Source organism: Leptospira wolffii serovar Khorat str. Khorat-H2 (assembly GCF_000306115.2).
Taxonomy (GTDB): Bacteria; Spirochaetota; Leptospiria; order Leptospirales; family Leptospiraceae; genus Leptospira_B; species Leptospira_B wolffii.
Map to the genome: position 1 here is coordinate 51,492 of NZ_AKWX02000014.1, position 21,981 is coordinate 73,472.

20 protein-coding genes and 2 tRNA genes are annotated in these 21,981 nt (G+C 46.5%); 13 read left to right on the plus strand and 9 right to left on the minus strand.

Translation table 11 applies throughout. The features are described 5' to 3' along the window. Window positions 1–23: 23 nt before the first annotated feature. The 6 genes from LEP1GSC061_RS12400 to LEP1GSC061_RS12425 all read right to left on the minus strand — a co-directional run bounded on the left by LEP1GSC061_RS12400 (window position 24) and on the right by LEP1GSC061_RS12425 (window position 4,374). On the minus strand, window positions 24–1,280 hold the full coding sequence (locus tag LEP1GSC061_RS12400) for a PQQ-dependent sugar dehydrogenase (RefSeq protein ID WP_016545775.1): 1,257 nt from the start codon (window positions 1,278–1,280) through the stop codon (window positions 24–26). A gap of 94 nt (window positions 1,281–1,374) precedes the next feature. After that, window positions 1,375–1,447: transfer RNA gene (locus LEP1GSC061_RS12405), tRNA-Ala, on the minus strand. A gap of 86 nt (window positions 1,448–1,533) precedes the next feature. After that, window positions 1,534–1,607, minus strand: a tRNA-Ile gene (locus LEP1GSC061_RS12410). Between the two features lie 139 nt (window positions 1,608–1,746). Next, window positions 1,747–2,421, minus strand: coding sequence for an SH3 domain-containing protein (locus LEP1GSC061_RS12415; protein WP_156844558.1), 675 nt, complete (start codon window positions 2,419–2,421; stop codon window positions 1,747–1,749). Between the two features lie 105 nt (window positions 2,422–2,526). Beyond that, on the minus strand, window positions 2,527–3,738 hold the full coding sequence (locus LEP1GSC061_RS12420) for an acyltransferase family protein (RefSeq protein WP_040508690.1): 1,212 nt from the start codon (window positions 3,736–3,738) through the stop codon (window positions 2,527–2,529). Window positions 3,739–3,741: 3 nt separating this feature from the next. After that, complete coding sequence (locus LEP1GSC061_RS12425; protein ID WP_040508691.1) at window positions 3,742–4,374, minus strand: Crp/Fnr family transcriptional regulator; 633 nt, start codon at window positions 4,372–4,374, stop codon at window positions 3,742–3,744. Between the two features lie 161 nt (window positions 4,375–4,535). Here LEP1GSC061_RS12425 and LEP1GSC061_RS12430 point away from each other — a divergent pair, with 161 nt between their 5' ends. The 8 genes from LEP1GSC061_RS12430 (at window position 4,536) to LEP1GSC061_RS12465 (ending at window position 13,736) form a co-directional block, all read left to right on the plus strand. After that, the gene (locus tag LEP1GSC061_RS12430) at window positions 4,536–5,624 is read left to right on the plus strand and encodes an SMP-30/gluconolactonase/LRE family protein (RefSeq protein WP_016545814.1); all 1,089 of its coding nucleotides are present in this window, start codon (window positions 4,536–4,538) and stop codon (window positions 5,622–5,624) included. A 21-nt stretch (window positions 5,625–5,645) separates the two neighbouring features. Further along, a complete protein-coding gene (locus LEP1GSC061_RS12435; RefSeq protein WP_016545782.1) occupies window positions 5,646–6,821 on the plus strand; it encodes an acyl-CoA dehydrogenase family protein in 1,176 nt (391 codons plus the stop codon). After that, on the plus strand, window positions 6,822–7,865 hold the full coding sequence (locus LEP1GSC061_RS12440; protein WP_016545820.1) for a phosphotransferase family protein: 1,044 nt from the start codon (window positions 6,822–6,824) through the stop codon (window positions 7,863–7,865). Between the two features lie 6 nt (window positions 7,866–7,871). Beyond that, on the plus strand, window positions 7,872–8,267 hold the full coding sequence (locus LEP1GSC061_RS12445) for a DUF6285 domain-containing protein (RefSeq protein ID WP_016545824.1): 396 nt from the start codon (window positions 7,872–7,874) through the stop codon (window positions 8,265–8,267). A 7-nt stretch (window positions 8,268–8,274) separates the two neighbouring features. Beyond that, the gene (locus LEP1GSC061_RS12450; protein ID WP_016545803.1) at window positions 8,275–9,006 is read left to right on the plus strand and encodes a histidine phosphatase family protein; all 732 of its coding nucleotides are present in this window, start codon (window positions 8,275–8,277) and stop codon (window positions 9,004–9,006) included. Window positions 9,007–9,141: 135 nt separating this feature from the next. Beyond that, window positions 9,142–11,259, plus strand: a complete 2,118-nt coding sequence (locus tag LEP1GSC061_RS12455) for an ATP-binding protein (protein WP_016545816.1) — start codon at window positions 9,142–9,144, stop codon at window positions 11,257–11,259. 101 nt (window positions 11,260–11,360) lie between these two features. Then, complete coding sequence (locus LEP1GSC061_RS12460) at window positions 11,361–13,256, plus strand: PAS domain-containing sensor histidine kinase (RefSeq protein ID WP_040508703.1); 1,896 nt, start codon at window positions 11,361–11,363, stop codon at window positions 13,254–13,256. Between the two features lie 96 nt (window positions 13,257–13,352). After that, complete coding sequence (locus LEP1GSC061_RS12465; protein WP_016545789.1) at window positions 13,353–13,736, plus strand: hypothetical protein; 384 nt, start codon at window positions 13,353–13,355, stop codon at window positions 13,734–13,736. A gap of 165 nt (window positions 13,737–13,901) precedes the next feature. Here LEP1GSC061_RS12465 and LEP1GSC061_RS12470 read toward each other — a convergent pair whose 3' ends face one another. The 3 genes from LEP1GSC061_RS12470 to LEP1GSC061_RS12480 all read right to left on the minus strand — a co-directional run bounded on the left by LEP1GSC061_RS12470 (window position 13,902) and on the right by LEP1GSC061_RS12480 (window position 15,707). Then, window positions 13,902–14,516, minus strand: a complete 615-nt coding sequence (locus LEP1GSC061_RS12470; protein ID WP_016545817.1) for a glutathione S-transferase family protein — start codon at window positions 14,514–14,516, stop codon at window positions 13,902–13,904. Window positions 14,517–14,632: 116 nt separating this feature from the next. Next, the gene (locus LEP1GSC061_RS12475) at window positions 14,633–15,067 is read right to left on the minus strand and encodes an MAPEG family protein (protein ID WP_016545785.1); all 435 of its coding nucleotides are present in this window, start codon (window positions 15,065–15,067) and stop codon (window positions 14,633–14,635) included. Window positions 15,068–15,128: 61 nt separating this feature from the next. Beyond that, window positions 15,129–15,707, minus strand: coding sequence for a PaaI family thioesterase (locus tag LEP1GSC061_RS12480; RefSeq protein ID WP_016545827.1), 579 nt, complete (start codon window positions 15,705–15,707; stop codon window positions 15,129–15,131). A 247-nt stretch (window positions 15,708–15,954) separates the two neighbouring features. On the opposite strand from LEP1GSC061_RS12480, the gene LEP1GSC061_RS12485 reads away from it, so the two are divergent. The 5 genes from LEP1GSC061_RS12485 (at window position 15,955) to LEP1GSC061_RS12505 (ending at window position 21,197) form a co-directional block, all read left to right on the plus strand. Next, window positions 15,955–16,986, plus strand: a complete 1,032-nt coding sequence (locus LEP1GSC061_RS12485) for a zinc-binding dehydrogenase (RefSeq protein WP_016545773.1) — start codon at window positions 15,955–15,957, stop codon at window positions 16,984–16,986. Window positions 16,987–17,061: 75 nt separating this feature from the next. Beyond that, entirely contained in the window at window positions 17,062–17,874 is an 813-nt protein-coding gene (locus LEP1GSC061_RS12490; RefSeq protein ID WP_016545802.1) for a hypothetical protein, read from the plus strand. 8 nt (window positions 17,875–17,882) lie between these two features. Further along, window positions 17,883–18,650, plus strand: coding sequence for a hypothetical protein (locus LEP1GSC061_RS12495; protein WP_016545783.1), 768 nt, complete (start codon window positions 17,883–17,885; stop codon window positions 18,648–18,650). 93 nt (window positions 18,651–18,743) lie between these two features. Beyond that, window positions 18,744–19,463 carry a hypothetical protein gene (locus tag LEP1GSC061_RS12500; protein WP_016545818.1) on the plus strand — a complete coding sequence of 240 codons (720 nt, stop codon included), beginning with the start codon at window positions 18,744–18,746 and terminating at the stop codon, window positions 19,461–19,463. 279 nt (window positions 19,464–19,742) lie between these two features. Continuing rightward, window positions 19,743–21,197 carry a hypothetical protein gene (locus LEP1GSC061_RS12505; RefSeq protein WP_246838793.1) on the plus strand — a complete coding sequence of 485 codons (1,455 nt, stop codon included), beginning with the start codon at window positions 19,743–19,745 and terminating at the stop codon, window positions 21,195–21,197. The last annotated feature ends 784 nt before the right edge of the window (window positions 21,198–21,981 follow it).

Below are 21,981 nucleotides of genomic sequence, written 5' to 3' on the forward strand. Positions count from 1 at the left end.
TTTTGGAATAGTATCTATTCTTCCTATTTCGCGGGATCGATTCTTAAAATCTGTCCTTGCTGGAAATCCGCCAAATACACGGAGCCCCGAGCGTCCTTTCCGAAAGTGGAGACGAGTATAGGCCATCTTCCCAATGCGAATGCTTCCTTGACTTTGCTTCCGTCCTTAGGAATGTCGATGGCCCAGAGTCTTCCCGTCATAAAATCTCCGAAGACGTATTTTCCTTGTAGGTCGGGGATCCTATCGTTTGTGATAACGTATCCTCCCGTGATGGACATTCCATCTTCTCGGTCGTATTCGTAGACAGGCAGGGTGAGCCCTTTGGTATCGCAATCCGTTTTGGGTTCGAAGCAATGAGTGGCTTCCATCTTATTCCATCCGTAATTTTTTCCGGCTTCCACCACATTGATCTCCTCGAAGGAATCCTGGCCCACATCCGCGACGATGAGTCTGCCGTAAGGGTCGAAGGAATATCTCCAAGGGTTACGAAAACCGTACGCAAAAGTCTCGGGAAGAATCTTAGGTTGTCCTAAGAAGGGATTGTCCTTGGGTACCGCGTATTCTTTTCCCGGATCTTTGGAGTTTACGTCGATTCTTAAGAAGGATCCGAGATAGGTGGAAGGATTCTGTCCGTTTGCCTTAGGATCTCCCATCCATCCTCCGTCTCCCCAACCAATATACAGCATCCCGTCCTTGCCGAAGGCCAGTTGTCCCGCATTATGATTTCCGTACGGTTGCTTGAGTTCGAATAGGATCCGTTCTCCGGAGAGTTTTGCCTTTTTAGGATCCTTGGGCAGATCCATTTTCCATTCGGAGACTCGACTTGTTTCTCCATTCTTCTTGGCAACGTAATTCAGATAGATAAGCGGCTTTTCGGGAAAATCGGGATGTAGAACTGCGCCTAGAAGTCCTTGTTCGGAATCGGTGGAGATTCCATCTAGCTTTAATAATATACCGGAGCTACCGTCCTTGGGATCCAGCCATTTCAGAGCCCCTGTCTTTTCCGCCACTAGGAAGATATCCGGCCCGGGAATGATGAGAAGATCCGTGGGTTGGTAGAAACCGGTTCCGATCGTGGTGAGAGAAATTTCTATCTTCTTTCTCTTCTCGTCCTTTTGGGTGAAGGAAGCTTTTAGTCCCGATTCTCTTCCTTCCGCCTTGTACTTGGCCATATCGTCCACCTGAGCCACGAGAAGATGGCGGATGGCATCGCAATTGAATGAGGTAAAGGATAGAACCGATACGAAAGAAAAGCGTAGAAGGATACGGAAAGACTTCATGGATCGCAATCCTATGAGGAGGATAAGCGAAGATCCAGCCTTTTTCCTGGCGAGAGACTTAAGTTAGATGGGGAAGAAAAGGGAAAAAACGAATTGGAGCGTATCGGGATCGAACCGATGACCTTCTGAATGCAAATCAGATGCTCTCCCAGCTGAGCTAACGCCCCTTGTATCAGGGATGAGTGGACATTTCGAGCGATCCGGAGTTTCGGGAGGAGTTCCTACCTATTTCCACTCTTCCGATCGCTAAACCTGGGCCTGATAAGACTTGAACTTATGACCCCACGCTTATCAAGCGTGTGCTCTAACCAACTGAGCTACAGGCCCGGTAAAAGACATGATTTTTCTCCGAGACCGTCTGGCAAGGGATTTTTAGAAAAGAAAGTCCGGATTCTCCTAGGATTTTTGTAGGAAGATTTCTCGCTCACGGAATCCGATTTCGTTTCCCGAAGAAGGTTTAGAGAGATTAGAATTTTTCAAGCCCGTATACGGAGTCGTTTCGGTAGTTTTCCTTGAAAGGGCTATGCGCTGCGTCCGATTCCAGATATCCTTTATTGACCCAATAGATATGTTCCGCAGCGATATCCTTCGGATGATAAAAATAGATCAAATCGTCTTTTAGGTCCCATTTACCGGAACCGCCATCTTCTACGCAGCCATCTCCGTCGCATCCTCCGAATAAACTGAACTCAAAAGTATGATCCGTATTGATTCGGATATAATATTCGGAGTTCTTGGATTTCTTCCATTCTCCGATGATATCGGATTCTCGGATTCGATCCGGCTCCGAAACGGGAGTCGGGTATTCGTTGCAATCCACCTTTAGATAACCGGAATATACCCAGGCGCTTTTTCCTTGGTATTCTATGACCGCCCAAGGATGGACCCTACCGTCTATCCTCTCCTCTTTACCGAATCCTTTCACCTTTACCACCGTTTGGTAGGGTAGAAGTTCGAGTTCCTTCGCTTGTTTACTCGAATCTTCTCTGACCTTCAGTCCTTTTTTCGTGCCTACGCACATGATCTGGGAATTGTCTTCCGGAGGTACAGCGTTCCGGTTCGATTCGGATGTGGGGGGATTTTCTTTTTTACAGAAAAGTAAAATGGAAAAGAGAAGAATCAAAAAGTAAAAGGTCCGCATTTGGAAATCCTAATTTGTGGAAGAAGACTTTCGAATACGTTTCGGTAGGAAAATCGAAACGTCTATTGGAATTTCGATATTTATGAATACGGGTGAAATTTTTCTTTAAGCTACGGTCCGGTTCTTCTTTCCGAAGCTAAGCCCTCGATTTCCGAGTACGGTCAGCCAGAAATTGGATCCGCGGATCACGAAATGATACAATGCGAACGTAACCGCATATACTAGGACGATATGCAGGGTAAATTTAAGCCAAATGGAAAATCCCGTTTCCACGACTAAGAATCCGATTCCTAAAGAGATCGGGTGGTGGATCAGATATACGGGTAGACTCGCTTCCCGCAAATAAGCGCTTAGGGAATTGGTTCCCGAAGCGAATCTCTGGAAAATTCGGATGAAGAATACGATCCAAATCCAACCGCCCAAACATTTTAGGAAAATGTGGAGGATTCGGATGCCGATTCCCGCATAACCGAAATAGGACCAATAAGGATCTACGGTGCTGATCCAGTAAAAGACTCCGAAAAATAGAAGGGAAAGAATTCCTAAAACCGATATCTCCGTATTTGAAACGTTTCCTTTCAGAAAGAGTTTTTCTCTTCCGAATAGAAAGGTTCCGAAAAGGAAAAAACTTAGGTCATAAACGAATTGTACCGGCTCTATATTCAGGTATTTTTCGTCCTTTAGGAAAAAGTAATTGATTCCGCAAGTGAATAGGGCGCTCCAAAGTCCGGCGATCAAAAGAGCCTCCCATTTTCGTGTGGGATCCGCTTCCGAATTCTCCTCTCCGTATCTGGAAATCGGGAGTATCCATGTGCGGATACGGGAGGTCAGGGGACGTATCCCCAAATACAGAAAAGTATACAGCGCCAAGTATTCTATGAACCAAAGGTGAGAAGGGGCCGGGTTCTTGAGTAGGAACTCTTCCCATAGGAATCGGAAATAATTTCCTTGGTATCCTTCCTGTAACGCATTTACATAATATTGCATCGGAGCGAAAAGGATGATTCCCGGGATTAAGGGTAGAATGATTCGTAACCCCCTGAGTCTTAGGAATTCCTTCAAGCTTTTGGAAAGAAAAGTTCTCTCGGTGAAGTATCCGGATAGAACGAAGAATAGAGGCATTCGGAATAGATGCACCCATTCTCCGAACACGTCGAATGCGACGGATCTCTCTTCGTTTCTAAGAGGGTATATGATTACCGCTGCGTATACGATTGCCACGTGAAAGGCCAATCCCAGAAGAAGGGCGAAAGAGCGGAGATTGTCTAAATAATCCAACCTTGCCTGAGGCGAAGGCGCTGTTCGGTTCAGTGACAAGTCTTACTGATCCAATGTGTATTTGAAGAAGGATTCGCGAATGAGAATATGGCTGGGATCGTTTTTAGGTTGCTCTACTAGTTTGTCGCGGACCAGGAGATTGATGGCGGAAACCAAATCCTGGTGTTCCAATCCCACTCTTAAAATCGCCCATTTGATGAATGCAGCGAGATGCACCTTATAGAGTCCGCCTTCCTGTTCTCCCCTGGTCTGCGTGAATGTGATCAACGCCGACGTCACTATATTCTTACGATCTCCTCTGAGTAGGCTTGCGATCGTTTGGTTCGTTTCCCTGAGTCTAGAGGAAAGCATTTTGACCATCTTTAAGGAGAAGGAGGGATTGGTTTGGACCAGATTATAGAATACGCTTTCGGTTATCGCAAATAGTAGTACGTCGGTCTTGGCAATCGCTCTCGCGCTTCGAGGCTTTCGGTCCACTAAAGCCATCTCCCCGAACATATCGCCTTCTTTTAATTCGATGAGAAGTTTGAAGGCTTCCTTAACCTTTTTATGGATTCCCACCTTGCCGGATAGGATGAGATACATTTGATCGGCGGGTTCGTTTTCGTCGAAAATCACGGAAGATTCCTTAAAGCGAATCCCGTGTTTCTGAACCATATCTTCCGAAATCTTCATTTGAAAAAGGGCTCTATCGGAGCCCACATGTACGATATCGGCGATTGGTTGGGGGCCGCAATCAATAATTCTTCCTACATGAGGTAGGGATGGGAATTTTCCGTTGACTCATCCACCTTTCCGAATAGCGTCTTCAATCGTTTTCCCTTTAGGAGGGGATCGTGAACACGAAAAGAATCCTCCTGCTATTAACGGCATTTCTTCTCATTCTTGTAATAGGTTTTATAGGCAAACCTTCTCCCATCGAACCGATCGCGTATGAACCGCCCGAGGATCCGGGACTTGTAGGCGCATTCCAACAGAATCGAAGTCTCGAATCCGCAGAGCTTCTCGCTTTAGGAAAGATACACGGGCCGGAAGATATAGAACCCGACGAGCAAGGTAACGTGTACTCCGCTAGCGAAGACGGCAAAGTATATCTGATCGAGAAAAGCGGCGAGATCAAAGCGCATGCATTCACTGGAGGTCGTCCTCTCGGAATGAAATTGTTATCCGACGAGGTGTTGATCGTCGCCGATGCGTTGAAAGGTCTTTTGAGAATTGGTAAGGACGGTAAAGTCGAAATTTTATCGACGGAATCGGAGGGACTTCCGTTTAAATTTACGGACGATCTGGATGTCACAAAGGACGGAACGATCTATTTCTCCGATGCTAGCTATAAGTACGGATCGGCGGAATATTTGTATGATCTAATGGAATCTGTTCCTCACGGAAGGTTATTAAAGTTTGATCCTCGAACTAAAAAGACGACCACGCTTATGAAAGATTTATTTTTTCCTAATGGAGTTGCGCTTTCCAAGAACGAAGATTTTATTGTGCTGAATGAAACCTATAAGTATAGGATTCATAGGTATTGGTTGAAAGGACCCAAGGCCGGAACGAGCGAGATATGGGTGGAGAATCTTCCCGGATTTCCCGACAATATCTCCTCCGACGGAAACGGTCACTTCTACTTAGCCTTGTTTACCGTTCGGAATTTCATGGTGGATAAGATCCTACACACCCGTCCTTGGGCCAAAAAGATCGTGGCCAAGCTCCCGAAATTCCTGTGGCCTAAGCCCAAACCCTACGGATTCGCGGTGATTTTAAACGAAGATGGAGTCGTAGAGGCGAGTTTTCAGGAACCCGCCGGAAAACATCTGAAAGAGATCACTTCGGTCAAGAGAAAGGGCGAGTTTCTATACTTAGGAAGTCTTCATAACGATAGAATAGGGAAGTTCAAGCTTCCCCAGGAATTTCTGGAAAAATAAATTAAGGAAATTTGATATATTATGGATTTATCCGTTCCAAAAGAAGTGGAAGAAGTCAAGCAGAAGGCGAGAGCCTTCGTGGACGAAGTCGCAATCCCTGCCGAGGATCGTTACGATTACGAAGACGGTAGAATGCCGGAGGCTCTCTGCCAGGAACTCAGACAGGAAGCCAAAAAAAGAGGATTATGGACGGCTCACCTTCCTAAATCGGAAGGAGGGTTGGGGCTCGATATGGTCGGAACCGCGCTCGTCTTTAGCGAACTAGGTCGTTCTCCTATCGCTCCCTATCTTTGCAATTGCGATGCTCCCGACGAAGGGAATATGCACCTTCTCCACCTAGCTGCAAACGAAGAACAGAAAAAGAAATATTATTACCCGCTTGTGGAAGGAAAGATACGGTCCGGTTTTGCGATGACCGAGCCTCCTCCCGGAGCGGGTTCGGATCCGACGACCCTATCCACCAATGCTGTCAAGGACGGGGACCATTATGTGATCAACGGTCATAAATGGTACTGCACAGGTGCGAACGGAGCCTCCTTCCTGATCGTAATGGCGAAAGTGAACGATAGCTTTCGTAGGACCTCGATGTTCTTGGTTCCTACGGACGCTCCTGGATACACCATGGTTCAGGAGATAGGAGTTCTAGGATCCCATGGACCGGGGGGGCACTGCGAGTTGAAATTCGAGAATGTGAGAGTCCACGAATCTCAGGTCCTGGGAAAAATCGCGGAAGGTTTCCGTCTTTCCCAAGAAAGATTAGGACCCGCTCGTTTAACGCATTGTATGCGATGGATCGGACTCGCCAGAAGATCCTTGGAAATCGCAAGAGAATACGCGATCAAAAGGGAATTGTTCGGAGGAAAACTTTCCGAACAACAGGGAATCCAATGGATGTTCGCGGAATCCGCTCTGGAAATAGAGTCCGGATTTCTTCTTACCCTAAAGGCGGCGGATATACTGAGGAAAGGCGGCGACGCAAGGCAAGCCGTCTCTATGGCCAAATGGCAGGTGAGCGAAACATTGAATAAATGCATCGATCGAGCCATCCAAATCTGCGGCTCCCACGGTTTTAGTCGTTATCTTAAATTGGAATTATTTTATAGAGACGCTAGAGCCGCAAGGATCGCGGACGGTCCTACGGAGACGCATAAGATGGTGATCGGAAGAAATCTAATGTCGGGAAAAGGGAGCTTCTAGGTGAAGGATGCCGAACTGAAAGAGAGACTCGAATCTTATCTAGGAGAAAGGCTGAAAAGTCCAGTGGAGATCAGTAATATGATCTCTCTTACGGGAGGTGCTTGTCAGGAGAATTTCTCGGCGGATATAAAGGTTTCCGACGGACCCGAAAAAGGACTCTACCAGACGGTATATCGTACGGACAAAGGGGCGGCGTTACTCGCCTCTTTGTCTAGAATCGATGAGTTCAAGGTCTGTAGAATGGCCTTCGAGGCGGGGGTCAAGACTCCGGAACCTTTTTGGTTGGAGTCCAGCGATCGGGTTACCGGCAATCCTTTTTATTTCATGAAAAGGATCCAAGGAAAGGCCACGGGTAGATTCGTGGTCAAGGATCCTAGTCTGAACAAGGTTAGAAAGCAACTCACTCAGGAGCTGGCGGAGAATTTGGCCAAGATCCATTCCGTTACTCCTGAAAAATGCAAGGACGAGTCCTTGAAAAAGGTATTGGACCTAGGCCAGGATGCTCGCACCCAAACCGTGGCCTTAGGATCCGTTGCCGCTCTTCGCAAGCAATTGGAATCCATGGACGGAGCCTATCCTGCCATGGAGATGATTCTGAATTGGCTGGAGACGAACGCTCTCGAAAGTGATGCGACCGTTTTGATTCATGGGGATTTTCGAACCGGCAATTTCATGGTTAACTCGGAAGGGTTGCAAGGAATCGTGGATTGGGAGTTCGCCCATTGGGGAGATCGTCACGAGGATCTGACTTGGCTTTGTATGCGCGATTGGAGATTCGGAAAATTGAATAAAGAAGCCGGAGGCTTCGCCGATCGTTCCGAATTTTACGAGGCTTATGAAAAAGCTTCGGGAGTGAAACTGGATCCAAGAAAGATTCTTTATTGGGAAGTGATGGGAAATCTGCGTTGGGCCATCGGTTGTATCGGCCAGGCGGAAAGGCATCTTTCCGGAAAGGATAAAGGGATAGAACTCGCATCCATAGGAAGAAGGGCCTGCGAGATGGAATACGAAGCTATGAGACTCATCGAAGAGTCTTTAGGATGAAGGGCTATGCAGGATAAACCGAGCGCGACGGAGCTATTGGAAGCAATTCAGGAATTTCTAATGAAAGATGTTCTCCCCGAATTTAAGGACAAGGACCTTCTATCCTACAAGACCTTAGTAAGCTGGAATATGCTGGGAGTGATTTCCAGGGAGATCCGATCCGGAGAGGAATCCTTGGACAAGGAACTTGCCCGATTGTCCTCTCTTTTGGGTAAGAAAGGTCAAATCCCCGGGACATGGAACGAGAAAAAGAATCTAGTCCAATCCTGGAATACGGAGCTAAGGGACAAGATTCGCTCCGAAAAGAAATCGGTGAAAGACGCGGAATTTTGGAAGCATGTCAAGGAAACCGTGCGAGAAAAGGTCGAGATCGTAAATCCCAGATTCACCACGGAATCGTAATATATCTATGTCCGTCATTCACCTGATTCGACACGGTCAGGCAAATTCTCAGGGAGAAAATTACGATATGCTCACTCCCAAGGGAAAGGAGCAAGCCTTCCTTTTGGGAAGGTATATGGCGGAGAATCAGGACTTTCCGGATCGGATTCTTACGGGTTCTTTGAGAAGGCATCGCGAGACCGCGGAATCCTTTTTGGAAGGAGTAAAGTCCGCGGATTCCGGAAGGTCCTATTCTCTTTCGAAACTCTCCATCGAAGATTCCGATTGGAACGAATTCTCTGCCGAACTTTGGAAGAGCTATGCGAAATACCTGGCTACCGTCCGTCCAGAATTCGCGGATACCTTGGCCACATTCTCAAAGATCAGACTTAAAGGCGGGATTCGCTCTGCCGCCATATTCTTCAAATTGACCGAAGAGATTTTGGAGTTTTGGAAGAAGGGAGAATACGTCCCGGAAGGGATCGAGACATACTCGGATTTCGAGTACAGAATCGAACGGGCTCATGACCGGTATTTTCTACCTTCTTCTTCGGAGAGAACCTTCATTTTTACCTCCGGCACGCCTATCTCTTTACTGCTTCGCAAGATTCTAAAACAAGATACGAACGTATTCACATGGATGCCTCTCATTTGGAATACTTCGGTCAGCACATTTCGTTGGATGAGGGGAGGGTTTTTGCCGGTAACTCTGAATGCTCTTCCTCATATTCCTGAGAAAAAAAGTCGGACTCTTTATTGATTTCGAAAGAAATTGACGAAAGTTGTCCGACCGGGTAGCGCGGATTCCGAATTGAGAAAAACGAAGCTTCTCTTAACAGAAAAGGTGTGGACTGGTTTGCCGGGAAGGTTACTATCAACGCCCACGTTTTAGAGAATGGTTTCCGCAATCGACGCATCATCGAGTCTATCCTCTAAGGATAAGAATTTAGGGTTTCTAATCTTCTATATTGGATCCGCTAGTATTCTTTTTCTTTTCGGGTTCATCTATTTCACGGAGGATATCCGGCTTCTTAGACTTTACGATAATGTCCACTGGACTCTCTCCGTCGTAGTAAGTTGTATCGCGGCCTGGTTCGGATACAGAAATTCGGAAGGAGAGGTAAGAACTTTGAAGTTCTGGTTCTTTCTGGGATTCGCGACCTATATGACCGGACAATTCGTTTGGGTGGGTCAGGTCTTGGCGGATTTCTATAGCTTTCCTGCTCCTAGCGATCTATTCTATCCTTGGCTCGGGCCTTGCTTTATCATAGGCTTCCTACTCTACTTAAAAGGAAAGGTTCCGAAAGCCAGAATTAAAGTCGCTGCTATGGACGCGATCGCTTTGACCATCGCGGTTATAGGAGTCGCGTTGGTTCTTTATCTTTCCAGGAAAGAAGATCGCACTTGGCTGCAATTACTGTCTCTTTCCGTTTATCCGGTTTCCATTCTCTCCGCCGCAACGATAGGGATTTTAATGAAACCGTCCCTTCGATTGAAATTCGACCTTCCTTATCTTTGTCTGATCCTGGGCTTGGTAGAAATGGGAACCAGTTGGTTGCAATGGAATTCGATTTTTCTAATCAGCGTTCCGAAGGACGGAACTTTTATCAACGCCCTCTTTTCCATCGGAGGTATGACCTTAGGATACGGAGCCTTGACTTGGACTCCCCGATCTCAATTCTCCAAACAGGAAGCCGCAACGGAAAGCACGCTTTTAAGGGTGCTCCCTCTCTTAGAGGTGATCGTCTCTTCGGCAGCCATCATACTATCTTTGACTCTCTCCGGAGTTCCCGAAGCGATCCGACTCGTAATTTGGTTTTCGGCGGGAGTGATGGTGGTGATCGCTAGTCTACGCCAGAGTCTTCTTGTCTCCGACCTGGCCGTCGCGGAGAAAGTCATACGAGACGCGAACGAAGCTTTGGAAAACACCGTGGCCGAAAGAACGGAGGAGCTGAGATCTACGAATCAGTATTTGGTTCATACCAACGATAAGCTTAGCACTGCGATGATCGAATTAAAGAAAACGCAAGAAAATCTGGTCCGATCGGAAAAGATGGCCGTACTCGGAAGGTTGATCGCAGGCATAGCTCATGAATTGAATACGCCTCTAGGAGCGATTCGATCCTCTACGGAGGGGATTCGTTCCATTTTTAACGGACCATGGGAGGAACTCATACGCGATTATTCCGGATTGAATCGGGAAGAGATGGAGCTATGGGGGATTCTATTCAAAAGAGGAAGAGTCACGAATTCGGATTTTGATTCCAAAGAGGAAAGAAAGAAGAGAAAACTTTCCGAATCCATACTCAAGGAAGTCGGTGCCCAAAACGCTTCGATCATGGCCGATATGCTTACGGATATGGGGAATTCGCCGGAGCAAGTAAGGGAGATTTCGGAGAGATTACCTAAGGGAGAGAGAGGCTGGTTGATCGTAAACAATGCCTCGACGTTATCCAGTCTGTCCCGATCGAGTCAGTTGATTCTTGAAGCCTCGATCAAGGCATCGAGAGTGATTCAGGCTTTGAAAGGTTACGCTTCGGGAGATGGCGATTGGACTCCGAATTTTGAACCGGTTTCTCCGAAAGAACAAATAGAAAATATTATAACATTATATTATTCAAAAATAAGAGGCAAGGTGTCGGTCGATATCGGGATTCCTGAAACCGCACTTGTGCAGGGCGATCCCGAAAGACTTTATTTGTTATGGACGAATTTGATTACAAACGCCTTACACGCGATGAATTATTCGGGACGGATTTTCTTGGACGCTAAGCCGATCGATGGCAATTGGGAGATCTCCATCCGGGATACTGGTCGAGGAGTTCCCGAGGATATCAGAGATAGGATATTCGATCCGTTCTTCACTACGAAATCCCCCGGAGAAGGAACCGGGCTGGGGTTGGATATTTGCAAAAGCGTCGTGGAAGAGCATAAAGGAACAATCCGTTTTACTACTTCGGATTCCGGGACCACGTTCTACATTCTTCTCCCTCGTTATAAGAAATCGAGTTAGACCTCATTTGCGTGATCCGTATCGCGAAATATTCGGTTGATTCCGAGGAACAAGATCGGAAGAATAGTGTGAGATCCCGACTCGGATTCTTTCCCGATACTATGAGCCAGATCGAAAATAAGAACGTATATCGAGCCTTGTTCGAACAATCTCCCATCGGACTCATGATTTTCGATAAGCACGGAACGATCATAGAGGCCAACGAATCCTCCCTGAATTTTTTGCGTGCGAGCAGGGAGAAAATCATAGGACTTTCCTATTTAGATCTAAAAGACAAGACGGTAGCCGAACTATTGGGGCGCGGACTCAAAGGAGAAGCCTCCGATTACCAAGGTCCGTATAGAACCACTATCAGCGATCTATTATTACAAGTCAGGTTCAGGGTGAATCCTCTCTTTGAAAACGGAGAGTTAGCCGGAATCGCTTTGGTCTTCGAGGATATGACAGAGAGGATGGAGACCGAGGCAAAACTCGAAAACGTTCTTTCTCAGAGATTAGCTGCCGAGGCCAGCTCCAAAGAAAACGAGGCTCAGTTTAGGTCGCTTTTCTTATCGGCGGGCGAGGCGATCTTCATCATGGACGATCGTAACTTCCTGGAATGCAATCCCAAGACGGAAGAGATGTTCGGATGTCGGAAACAGGATATCGTAGGAGCCTCGCCCGTGGATTTTTCTCCCGAGTTCCAGCCCGACGGCTCCCCTTCTTCGGAAAAAGCCAAAGAGAAGATCTCTTTGGCCATGGCGGGAGAGCCTCAGGTTTTCGAATGGCTGCATTGCAGAAAAGACAAGAGTACGTTCGACGCGGAGGTTTCTCTTACCTCCGTCACCCTGGGAGGAAGGACTCTTTTGCAGGCGATCGTTCGGGATATATCCGAAAGAAAGAGAGCGGAGGATCAGATTCGCAAGCTCAACGAAGAGCTTGAAATCAAGGTACTACTCAGAACGGAAGAACTCAAATCCGCGAACCGTTTCTTGGAGACCACCAATAAGGACCTTCTTCATACGTTGGAGGAGTTGAAATCCACCCAAGCGCAATTGGTGCAATCCGAAAAGATGGGAGTACTCGGCCAATTGATCGCTGGTATAGCTCACGAGGTTAATACGCCTTTAGGAGCGATCATCTCTTCTAATGAGGGAATACAAAGCGTATTCAGAAGCGATTGGGAAAAGCTTCTTTGCGATTATGCGGAATTCGGAGATAGGGAAAGGGAAGTATGGCGAATGATCTTCTCTAAGGGCAGTATTTTCCCGGAGTTTTACGATTCGGCCGAGGAACGACGGAATAGAAAGGCTATCAAAGAGGAATTGGCAAGTATGGGCTATTCTTCCCTGGATACGATGTCGGAAAGTCTCGCGGAACTCGGAATCGGACCTAAGGATCTTCTGGCGTTGATTCTAAATATTCCGAAGGAAATTTTACCCGCTCTAGTGGCGAACGCTTCGAGTTTATCCGGAATATTGAGATATAGTAATGTGATTCGCGAGGCCGCCGTCAAAGCGGCCGGAGTGATTCGAGCCCTCAAAACGTACGTATACCAGGACCAGAGTGGAATCGGAATCGTGGATATCCGAGAACAAATGGATATCGTATTAACATTATATTATAATAAGGCGAAGCTTGGAGTGGAGATCGTTAGGGATTTTTCGGAAGATTCTCTTGTACTCGGTCAGGCGGACCAATTGACTCAAGTTTGGGCGAATCTGATCAATAACGCCTTCCAAGCCATCTCCTACCAGGGCAAATTGGAATTGGTGTCGGTCGTGGAGGGCAAGGATCTAATCGTAAGCGTTACCGACGACGGCCCAGGAATTCCGGAGGAGATCCAGGATCGGATTTTCGAGCCGTTCTTCACGACCAAAATGCAAGGCGAGGGAAGCGGTCTAGGACTGGATATTTGTAGGAAGATCGTCGAAAGACATAACGGTAGTATAGATTTTGTTTCCCGTCCAGGAAGGACTAGTTTTCGGGTAAGACTTCCCCTTGCGGAAAGGAAGTGAAAGATTCGGACTCGGTCGGTTTTTCGATTCGGATTTCCATTTAAGAAAGAAAAATCCGAATTTACAAACCGGAGTTAAACGGGCAAAAGAATCCGCATGAAACAGATCTTTTTGCGAGTCTTAGGATTCGGTTTTCTAATTTGGCTCGTTCCTTTTATCGTAGCCTTCGGCTTCTATACCCCTGAAGGAAAATTACAGGGAGATTTCTTCGTTTTTAAGACCACGATGCTTCTCGTGGGAAATCTTACGGGTTGTTTTTTTCTCGCCCTTCTTTCCAAACGAATTTCCCGCCCTGCCTTCGGAACTTTTTTGGGGATCAGTATCGTCTGGCTTTTGGAAAATTGGGGTCTTGATTTTCTGATCCTGCTTCCCATGAATAAAATGGGAGCCTACGATTATTTCGTCCAAATCGGACTTCGTTATCTGACCATGCTGATGATCGGACCTGCCATCGGTTACGCGATCGACAAACACAAGTAATAATAACGTATTGTTGTTTGCGATTTTTCGGTCGGGAGAATGGAAAAACCAAACGTTTATTCTCCTATGTCTGCGAAGAACGGCGGAATTATTGGCGAAGGCGTACCAAGGATCGGGCAACCCGGAAAGAGCGGCCTTCCTGATGGAAGGCATCTCGAGTTCGATTTAAGTCTTAGGGATCTCGCTTCCTTTGATAAAACCCGGACGGTTTCCGAGTTTCTCTTCCCAGGCTTTCAATTTGGGATAATCTTCCAGACCTAGATCGATATAACTGCGACCTTTTACCCAAGGCCAGGTGGCGATATCCGCGACGCTCAATTCGTTTCCTGCCAGGTATTCCGATTCGGAGAGTCTTCTTTCCAGGACGGAATAAAGACGTTTCGTTTCGTCGTAGTATCTCTTCATGGCGTACGGAATCTTTTCGGGAGCGAATTTAATGAAATGGTTGGCTTGTCCCTGCATCGGGCCCACTCCTCCCATTTGGAACATCAACCATTGTATGGCGATGGATCTCTCTTTCGGATCCTTGGGTAGGAACTTTCCCGTCTTTTCCGCCAGATAGATAAGAATGGCCCCCGACTCGAAGACGGGAAAATTGCCGTTATCCGTGTCTACGATTGCGGGAATCCTTCCGTTCGGATTTATCTTCAGGTACCATTCTTCTTTTTGTTCGAGCTTTCCTAGATTGATGGGATGCACGTTATAGGGAAGGCCTAATTCCTCCAACATGATGGAAACTTTCTTTCCGTTCGGAGTTCCGGCCGTATACAATTCGATCAAAGTATTCTCCTTTCGATAAGACTTAGACGGAATCGTTTTCAGGAAAGCGGATTTTTGTAGGAACTCTCCGGGACACTAACGGATCATTTCTCAATGACGGTCCCGGAGATCGACTTTCAGAAGCCGGAGAATACGGATTGTAATATATGGAAGGAGATCGCGAGCATACTTCCGATTCCCAGATCGTAAGAGATATTTCTCCAAGGTTGACGAGGAATATAGTAAAAGATCGCGTGCAATATCCGCGAAAGGACGAATAGTCCGGAGTAGAGTACGGTTCCTTCCTCCCAGCAGTCCAATTGAACGTATCCCAATAGAAGAAAAAGAAAGATGGGAATGTTTTCCAAGTCGTTCCGGAAAAGATTGGAAGCTGTGATAACGATCGGATCGTCGTGATTTGCCGGTTCCGATCTTGTGAAGAATGTGGCGTCCTCCTTATGCCGGAAGGTTTTCGTTTTGATTCGGAAGAGACCCTGCACGATCGCATTGGATAAGAGTTTGAAAAATAGTAGTACCGCAGTGACGGCATATACTTGCCAGGAAAATTCCATCTTGCCTCCGTTCGCAGCGAATACGATCCGGAGGGTTTTAGATTTCTTCCAGCAAAAAACGTTATGCGGATTTTACTTTTTCGCGTTTCAAACGCTTCCGGATTTCCTTTCCTCGTTTCTGGTTTTCTTCCAGAACTTTCAGGATGGTATCCACTGGGAAAGCGGTGCCTTGGAACATTCTCGCAAAAACGCGCTCGGGCATATCGTACCAACGTGCCTTGGAAGAAAGCAGTAATTCTCCGGTTTTTTTGAGGTGAACGGTGGCTTTGGTGTAAAGTCGTCTCCGCCTAACCATCGTTACCCAGCATCTCACTTCCAACTCTTCTCCTAAAGGGCAGGCTTTATAATATCTCATATAGAGTTGGTCGGTCATGACGAAATGGCCTAAATGAAAACAAAGAACTCCTTGCGCCTCGTCCAAGAGGGTCGCCAAAGCTCCGCCGTGAGCGTATCCGGGAGCACCTTCGAAATCCCTATCTATCGTCCAATCGAAACGTACTTCTCCGGAGGCTTCATGAAAAGGGAAGCTCGCATGTAGGCCCCGGGGATTTTCCGGTCCGCATCCGAAGCAATTCTTATGATGCCAATCCTGTCCGTTTTGACTCGCTTTGATATGTCTATATATGTCTTGTTTGGTCATCGTTTATCACAGCTCTTGCGATCTATAACCATGGAAAAACGAGAGTGTTCTCGAACAAGGAGGAAATACGGAAACGTAGAAACGACTCTATAGCGAACGGCGTATTTTAAAAGCAGAAGGAGGAAGTGAATTCCTAAGGATTTAATTCTTCAGCCAAACTAAAGCTTTCTTAGAACGAAGACTCAAATCCCTTGACCGGTCGGAGCGCTTTCCGTAATCTCATTTCGTCGTCCTTTAAGGAGTGAGAATGAAAGCCGCAGTATTGGAATCCGGAAAAAGAACTCTGAGCATACAGGAAGTTTCCGTCCCTAAAGTAGGACCGAACGAGGTCAAGGTAGGCATCAAGGCCTGCGGGATATGCGGGTCTGATATACATCTCATTCTACACGGAACCTTGAAGTGCAAACATTACCCTCAGATCCCCGGACACGAGGCATCGGGAGTCGTGGAAGAAATAGGGGAGAATGTGACGCGATTCAAGAAGGGAGACAGAGTGGTTCTCGCGGCAGGAACCAGTTGCGGGCAATGTCCCGCTTGTAAGAGCGGAAGGGAAAATCTATGCAAGGAAATAGGCGTTTTCGGTTTCGATCGCAGCGGCAGCTTTGCGGAATACAACGTGGTCGAAGAACGTTATTTGTATCCTCTTCCGGATTCCATCCCCTTCGAACAGGGAGCGATTCTGGCGGACGCCGTATCGACGCCGTATAACGCGATTAAGTTTCGCGGTAAGATCCAGGACGGGGATACTGTCGCGGTATTCGGTTGTGGAGGATTGGGGATTCACGGGGTCGCAATCGCAAGAGCCTTGACCAAGGGCAAAGTGATCGCTTTGGATGTGGATAAGGGAGCCTTGGAAAACGCTCTCGCCTACGGAGCAAACGAAGTAGTGGATCTAAAAAGCGTCAAGAATGCCGGTAAGACCCTAAAGGAAATCTCCAAGGGAGTGGATCTACTCGCGGACTTCTCCGGAAGGATGACGAATATAGAAGAATCATTACGCGCCATGAATCCGGGGGGGAGAATGGTTCTGGTGGGGATCGGTAGAGAACCGCTGAAGTTCGCGATACCGTTCTCCATCATAGAAAAGCAGATCACCGTGGCAGGTTCCTACGGTTCGGACCATAGGGCGATTCCGGAGTTGATCGATCTTTATGTGGAGGGAAAATTGAATTTATCCAAATCCATAACCGGGATCCGTAAATTGGACGAAATCAACCAAGGATTGCAGGACCTGGAGGACAGGAAAGGGAACCCGATCCGGTATATCATTTCTCCGTAAGGAGCACGAAAACCAATCGTCTTTTTCGGGGAGGTCGAAAAACTGCGAGAAACGCGGCCTCCGCGAGAATGGACTATGAACATCGCATTAGAATATAAGAAATATCTACTTTCCCTCAGATCGTTTTGGGTTCTCTGGCTATTGGGAGAAGTGCTCTCCTATTATGCCTTATTCCAATTCATCGATTTCGCAAAAAGCGATCCTTCTACCGCTCAGCCTCCCGGACAATTTCTAATCACCTTTTCCAAGCTCGGATTAAACCTTCTGATCTTATTCTCTCTTAGAGCGGGGATGGAGAAGCCGGTATCTTTCGGAGATTACATACTCTTCCTACTTAGATACCTGGGCTTCCTTCTTATACTAGGAGTCATACTCATCGTATTGATTCTTTTGGGAGGGATCGCAATCGCGATAGGAATGGGTGCGGGTTGGATTCCGAAATTCGAATCCGGTCCCGAAGGGTATTTGGGAATCGTTAAGATTCTCGTAGATATCGTGCTGGTACTGGGATTAGTCACGACCCCCGTATTCGTTTGGCTTTTCTCCGCTCAGTTCGCTCGATTGAAAGTGTTGCCCGGTTGGGGAAATATGAAGGCGGCATTGGGAGAAGGAGAATATAAAAAGGCACTTGCCCTGGTTTCTATCGCGATCCTGGGAGTGTTCTTTATCGGATATTACGGTTTGGATCTAAAATCGTTTTGGGATCTCGCGGCGAAACCTTCGGAGCAAGTCGTGAAAATGAGGGAACTCTATGTGAATAGGGAAATACCACTCTATATTATGGAAATTGTAAATTCTCTTTTTGTGATTTTATACGGTTATGTGACTTACGTATTCGTGAAGAATGTGAAAGGCTTCGAGCCTCCGGCCGAGACCGAAGGGGAATAGGCGTCAAAATGGATCTTTTCTTAGAGTGTAAAGATTATGTAATGCGCTCCAAGGCTTTTCTTGTAGCGTGGATCGTCCGAACCGGAGCGGTATTCTTTACCTACGCGTTTACATTACAGGAACTGGAAAAGTTCAAGAACCAGGATTATTCCGCTTCCGGGGCCTCCTGGATCTATCCGGTTTCGATCGCACAATTCGTTTTGATTTTCGGGAATATTTTTCTATTTAGAAGAAATATAGAATCGGAGAGGAAAGTAACGGGAGAAGGTTATATTCTTTTCTTATTAAGAATGCTCTTATTTATAGTGGGACTAGTCGCTTTGATCGTTTGCATAGCCTTCGGAGTGAGCCAATTTTTCCAGCTTCCCGTGGAATTCGCAAAGGATCCGAGTGTGACCACTAAGTCCGCAATTCTAGGGCTCATAAATCTTCTTTTTCCTTCCTTTTTGGTATATTCCGCTTTGGCTACGGCAAGATTTCGAGTTTTGCCCAAATGGGAGGATACCAAGAGAATCTTTTCGGACAATACCTTCCGGATCGGGTGGTCGATCCTTTTGCTTCTGTTCGGAATCGTTTTCTGGGGACCGGTGTTTGCAGTCGGCTTTCCGAATCCGGAGGACATGGACGCCCAATATTCTTACGCTAAGATTACGATCTATACGGAAATGTTGCCTTTGGTATTCGTAGAATTGATCCATTTCGGATTGATCTTCGTGTTTGTCCGAAAATTCGGAGGAATAGAGATAGAAAGCAGAGAAGAAGAAATAGAATCCTAATCTCTTTCCGGATTCCGAACCCGGGAAGTTTTTCCCGGAACTTTGCTTGCTCCAATCTCGGTTCCTGGAAATCCTATCTGAAGAGCTTCATCTATGTTCCAACAGTATCTCCAGTATATTCTGAACCGCGGCAGAATCCAATTGGTCGTGATTTTGAGATCGATCATTCTTATCCTTATCGCTCTCACGATTTCCTCCGGTCAGATGTCGATTCCTTTATGGATCGCGCTCCTGGGCACTTATTTTGCGAACGGTTATCTGATCCGATCCAAAATGGATCCGTCCGATCCTGTGGACCTAAAAAGATATTTTATATTTTTCTTATGGATGTGCCTGGCTTGCTTCGTGATGCTTCTCGTCATCAATCTGTTCGTATCTCCTTTCATCACTCCGGAATTGCAGGCTCAGTTCGAGAAGCATTCCCAGGATAGGACCCAACCTCTTCCTCCGGAACTATCTCGCCTTCTTTTGGTTTCCTTTTTCGTGATAGGATTGGTCTACTCTTTGGTGGTTCCGGTTTGGATCGCCAAGGCAAACGTATTGCAGGGAATTCGCGCTCTACCTTCCTATCTGGTAAGAGCGGATTATATCCAGGCGGCTTGGACACCTTATGTGATTCTATTCGTCCCGGTTCTCATTCTATTCCTGATCTCAGGATCCGAAGAGATGAGGCTTTCCTTTTGGGGTCAGATTCTAGGATTGGTGTTGCTATTCTTCACATTGACTTTCGACGTTATCCTACAATTTCCCGTTTTCCATATCGTTCGGGGAGAATTGAAGAGGAGAGAGGAGAGTAATAATTCCGAGGCATAAGAATATAGAGGCCAAGGAATTCTTTAAGAATTCTTCCTTACCCCGAATTAGAACGTGTGTTATAATCAATAGTTTCTTTCGATTTCAGTTAACATTCTATTCTATTCTTCTAAGCTTGTCTATCGTCCATCTCGAAGTATTGTAGCGATCGTTATACAATTGACAGGTATGGATCTCTGGTTAATCTCGGGTTACTAAAACCGACTAATATAAAACAAGCGTTATAAATAGGGGAGAAGAGGAATGGAAGCTATTACCAAAAAAATGAGAAAGGATAGAATGCGAAGAATCTTATTCGCATGGGCGACGGGGATACTTCTGCTTACGGTAGGATCCTTATCCGCCGCCTACTCATTGAAACAGATTCCGGATTCAATCGGTCCGGATGGTAGGAACATATCCAGACAATTCTTCCAATTCCTGAAGACCGTGGTGATGAAGAACAAGTACGACGGAAGAGCAGTGGGTTTTCATAAGTATTTGGATCGGTCCTTGGAGAGATTCGAATTAAAAAATCTTTATAATTCGGAATATATGGAGAAGGACAGTAACGGTCAGCATTTCGTTACCTATCGGGGAAGATTCGCGCCGGACGGTTATAAGGTAAGTCTCGAACCGATTCGTTTGAAGGACGTTCCGATTCCTAATTTCGGGGACTTTTCCGCGGAGTTCGCATTGAAACATAATCCGAATCCTACGTTCGGTGGAAATTCCTACTCCGGGAATTTGGATATAGCGACTCATATGGGGCCGTTCACGCATAAACACGGATTGAACGCTATGGATTCCGGTTTGCATTTTCTGGATTCGGGAAATTTGAAATCGATTGCGGCTCCCGAAACCACGGCGTTCAAGAAAATCAAAGACCCGGAGGCAAGAAAGGCCATCAACGATTTTACCGCGTCCTATCCGGCTCTGGCAAAATTCATGAACTACTATTTCGGCTTGGATTCCTTATTGAAGGTTTATAGCGAGGGGAAACTCCCGGGAGTGACTGCGTTTGCATTCGAGGGGAATATTGATCAGACTCTCATGAGAGATTATCCTTATTTAGGAGATTATCTGGATGATATCAAATATTTAGGTTTCATCAAGGTAAGGCTGACTAACTTGCAAGGGCGTTCCTTGGCGGAGTTCTCGATAGAATCCAAGACGAGAGAAATCCGTTTTAAATTCTTCACTCAGAACGGTAAGGTGATTCCCTATGATAGCAAAGGGAATTTTTATCCGCAGGATGCATTTTCACTCAATTCCCTTACCGAATTTCCCTTCGTAGCCAAGGCAAGCGTAGAGGCCAATCTATACGGACTGGTTTTGGAGAATTCCGATATCCAATTATTGGGAAGATTTACGAATACCGCAAATTCGGGAGTATTGAACTTGAAGGTGACTAAGATCCAAGAGTTCGAAGTAAGCGGAGCCTTCGCGTATTTCGCTCCTTCTTGGGCGATCAATTTGTTCATTCCCGGAAACTTGCAGTCCATCATCCACGAGTTTACCGAAACTCTTGTAAAGGCAAACGACGGAAAAGGAACGAGTATCGTTCTAAGATGGGATAGAGAAGCGGCTAAGACTATCATGAAGACTCGAATCGAGACGGAGTTTCTGGATAATTTCTTTATTCGCTTCGGTTTGAAAATTTGGAACCATAGGGTCCTTCCGGATGAGGATGCGAAAGACGATATCCGGGCCGTGATCTCCAAGCAGATCGAATTACTACTCCAAGGAATTTGATTCAAGTAGAGCCCGGGCTTTTACCCGGGCGGAGAAAATACTTTGAGAAGACGATCGCGCTGCGAATCGGTGCAATCTGCGATTGCAAACGATACGGCTGTTTGAAATGGCAACTAATAGCTGATCGAAAACCTTTCTTTAAAACTCTCCCCACCCCTTCGGAGCGCCCTTAGTAAGCGAGAAGACGATCGCGCTGCGAATCGGTGCAATCTGCGATTGCAAACGATACGGGCAATATAAATGTAACCCACTGAGCGATCGAAAGCTATTCTTTAAAAGCGTGCCCCACCCGAGTGGGTGGGGGCCGGTGCGGTGGTACCCCGGCTACCAATGAGTGCTTCCATATCACATGTCCTTCGTTTAGGCGAGACAAAAATGGGTAGGCTTCTTTGTGAATATGGAATCCGCTTTCTGTGAACTCAATTGCGCGAATGGAAATTCTATTCCGTTTGATATAATCTACTGTTGGAGCTCCAACACTTTCTCCGGTAAAAGACAAGTTGTAAAGTTGCGGAAAATATGATATAGGATCCGTGCTTCTCCCACTGAGGACCCGCCTCCACCACCCGTGTACGTCCGGGAACATAGGTAACAGTTTAGACCGGAGACATGGGTTACACTTTTAATATCCTAGAGACCTTCTGTCTTTTTTCATCAAATATTCCTATTTTAACAAAGCTAAAATAAATTGTCCAAATACCATCCTCCACTGGCTCGAAGCCTATATACTCGCCCCCTAAACTTTTAGTAACAAAGAACCTTTTATTCTTCCAATAAAAATTCC

Excerpts from the sequence above, each read along its gene's own strand:
- LEP1GSC061_RS12455 (WP_016545816.1), top strand. The coding sequence starts at position 9,142 with ATGGTTTCCGCAATCGACGCATCATCGAGTCTATCCTCTAAGGATAAG.
- LEP1GSC061_RS12465 (WP_016545789.1), top strand. The coding sequence starts at position 13,353 with ATGAAACAGATCTTTTTGCGAGTCTTAGGATTCGGTTTTCTAATTTGG.
- LEP1GSC061_RS12485 (WP_016545773.1), top strand. The coding sequence starts at position 15,955 with ATGAAAGCCGCAGTATTGGAATCCGGAAAAAGAACTCTGAGCATACAG.
- LEP1GSC061_RS12445 (WP_016545824.1), top strand. The coding sequence starts at position 7,872 with ATGCAGGATAAACCGAGCGCGACGGAGCTATTGGAAGCAATTCAGGAA.
- LEP1GSC061_RS12490 (WP_016545802.1), top strand. The coding sequence starts at position 17,062 with ATGAACATCGCATTAGAATATAAGAAATATCTACTTTCCCTCAGATCG.
- LEP1GSC061_RS12480 (WP_016545827.1), bottom strand. The coding sequence starts at position 15,707 with ATGACCAAACAAGACATATATAGACATATCAAAGCGAGTCAAAACGGA.
- LEP1GSC061_RS12495 (WP_016545783.1), top strand. The coding sequence starts at position 17,883 with ATGGATCTTTTCTTAGAGTGTAAAGATTATGTAATGCGCTCCAAGGCT.
- LEP1GSC061_RS12425 (WP_040508691.1), bottom strand. The coding sequence starts at position 4,374 with ATGAAGATTTCGGAAGATATGGTTCAGAAACACGGGATTCGCTTTAAG.
- LEP1GSC061_RS12435 (WP_016545782.1), top strand. The coding sequence starts at position 5,646 with ATGGATTTATCCGTTCCAAAAGAAGTGGAAGAAGTCAAGCAGAAGGCG.
- LEP1GSC061_RS12500 (WP_016545818.1), top strand. The coding sequence starts at position 18,744 with ATGTTCCAACAGTATCTCCAGTATATTCTGAACCGCGGCAGAATCCAA.
- LEP1GSC061_RS12400 (WP_016545775.1), bottom strand. The coding sequence starts at position 1,280 with ATGAAGTCTTTCCGTATCCTTCTACGCTTTTCTTTCGTATCGGTTCTA.
- LEP1GSC061_RS12475 (WP_016545785.1), bottom strand. The coding sequence starts at position 15,067 with ATGGAATTTTCCTGGCAAGTATATGCCGTCACTGCGGTACTACTATTT.
- LEP1GSC061_RS12450 (WP_016545803.1), top strand. The coding sequence starts at position 8,275 with ATGTCCGTCATTCACCTGATTCGACACGGTCAGGCAAATTCTCAGGGA.
- LEP1GSC061_RS12505 (WP_246838793.1), top strand. The coding sequence starts at position 19,743 with ATGCGAAGAATCTTATTCGCATGGGCGACGGGGATACTTCTGCTTACG.
- LEP1GSC061_RS12460 (WP_040508703.1), top strand. The coding sequence starts at position 11,361 with ATGAGCCAGATCGAAAATAAGAACGTATATCGAGCCTTGTTCGAACAA.
- LEP1GSC061_RS12415 (WP_156844558.1), bottom strand. The coding sequence starts at position 2,421 with ATGCGGACCTTTTACTTTTTGATTCTTCTCTTTTCCATTTTACTTTTC.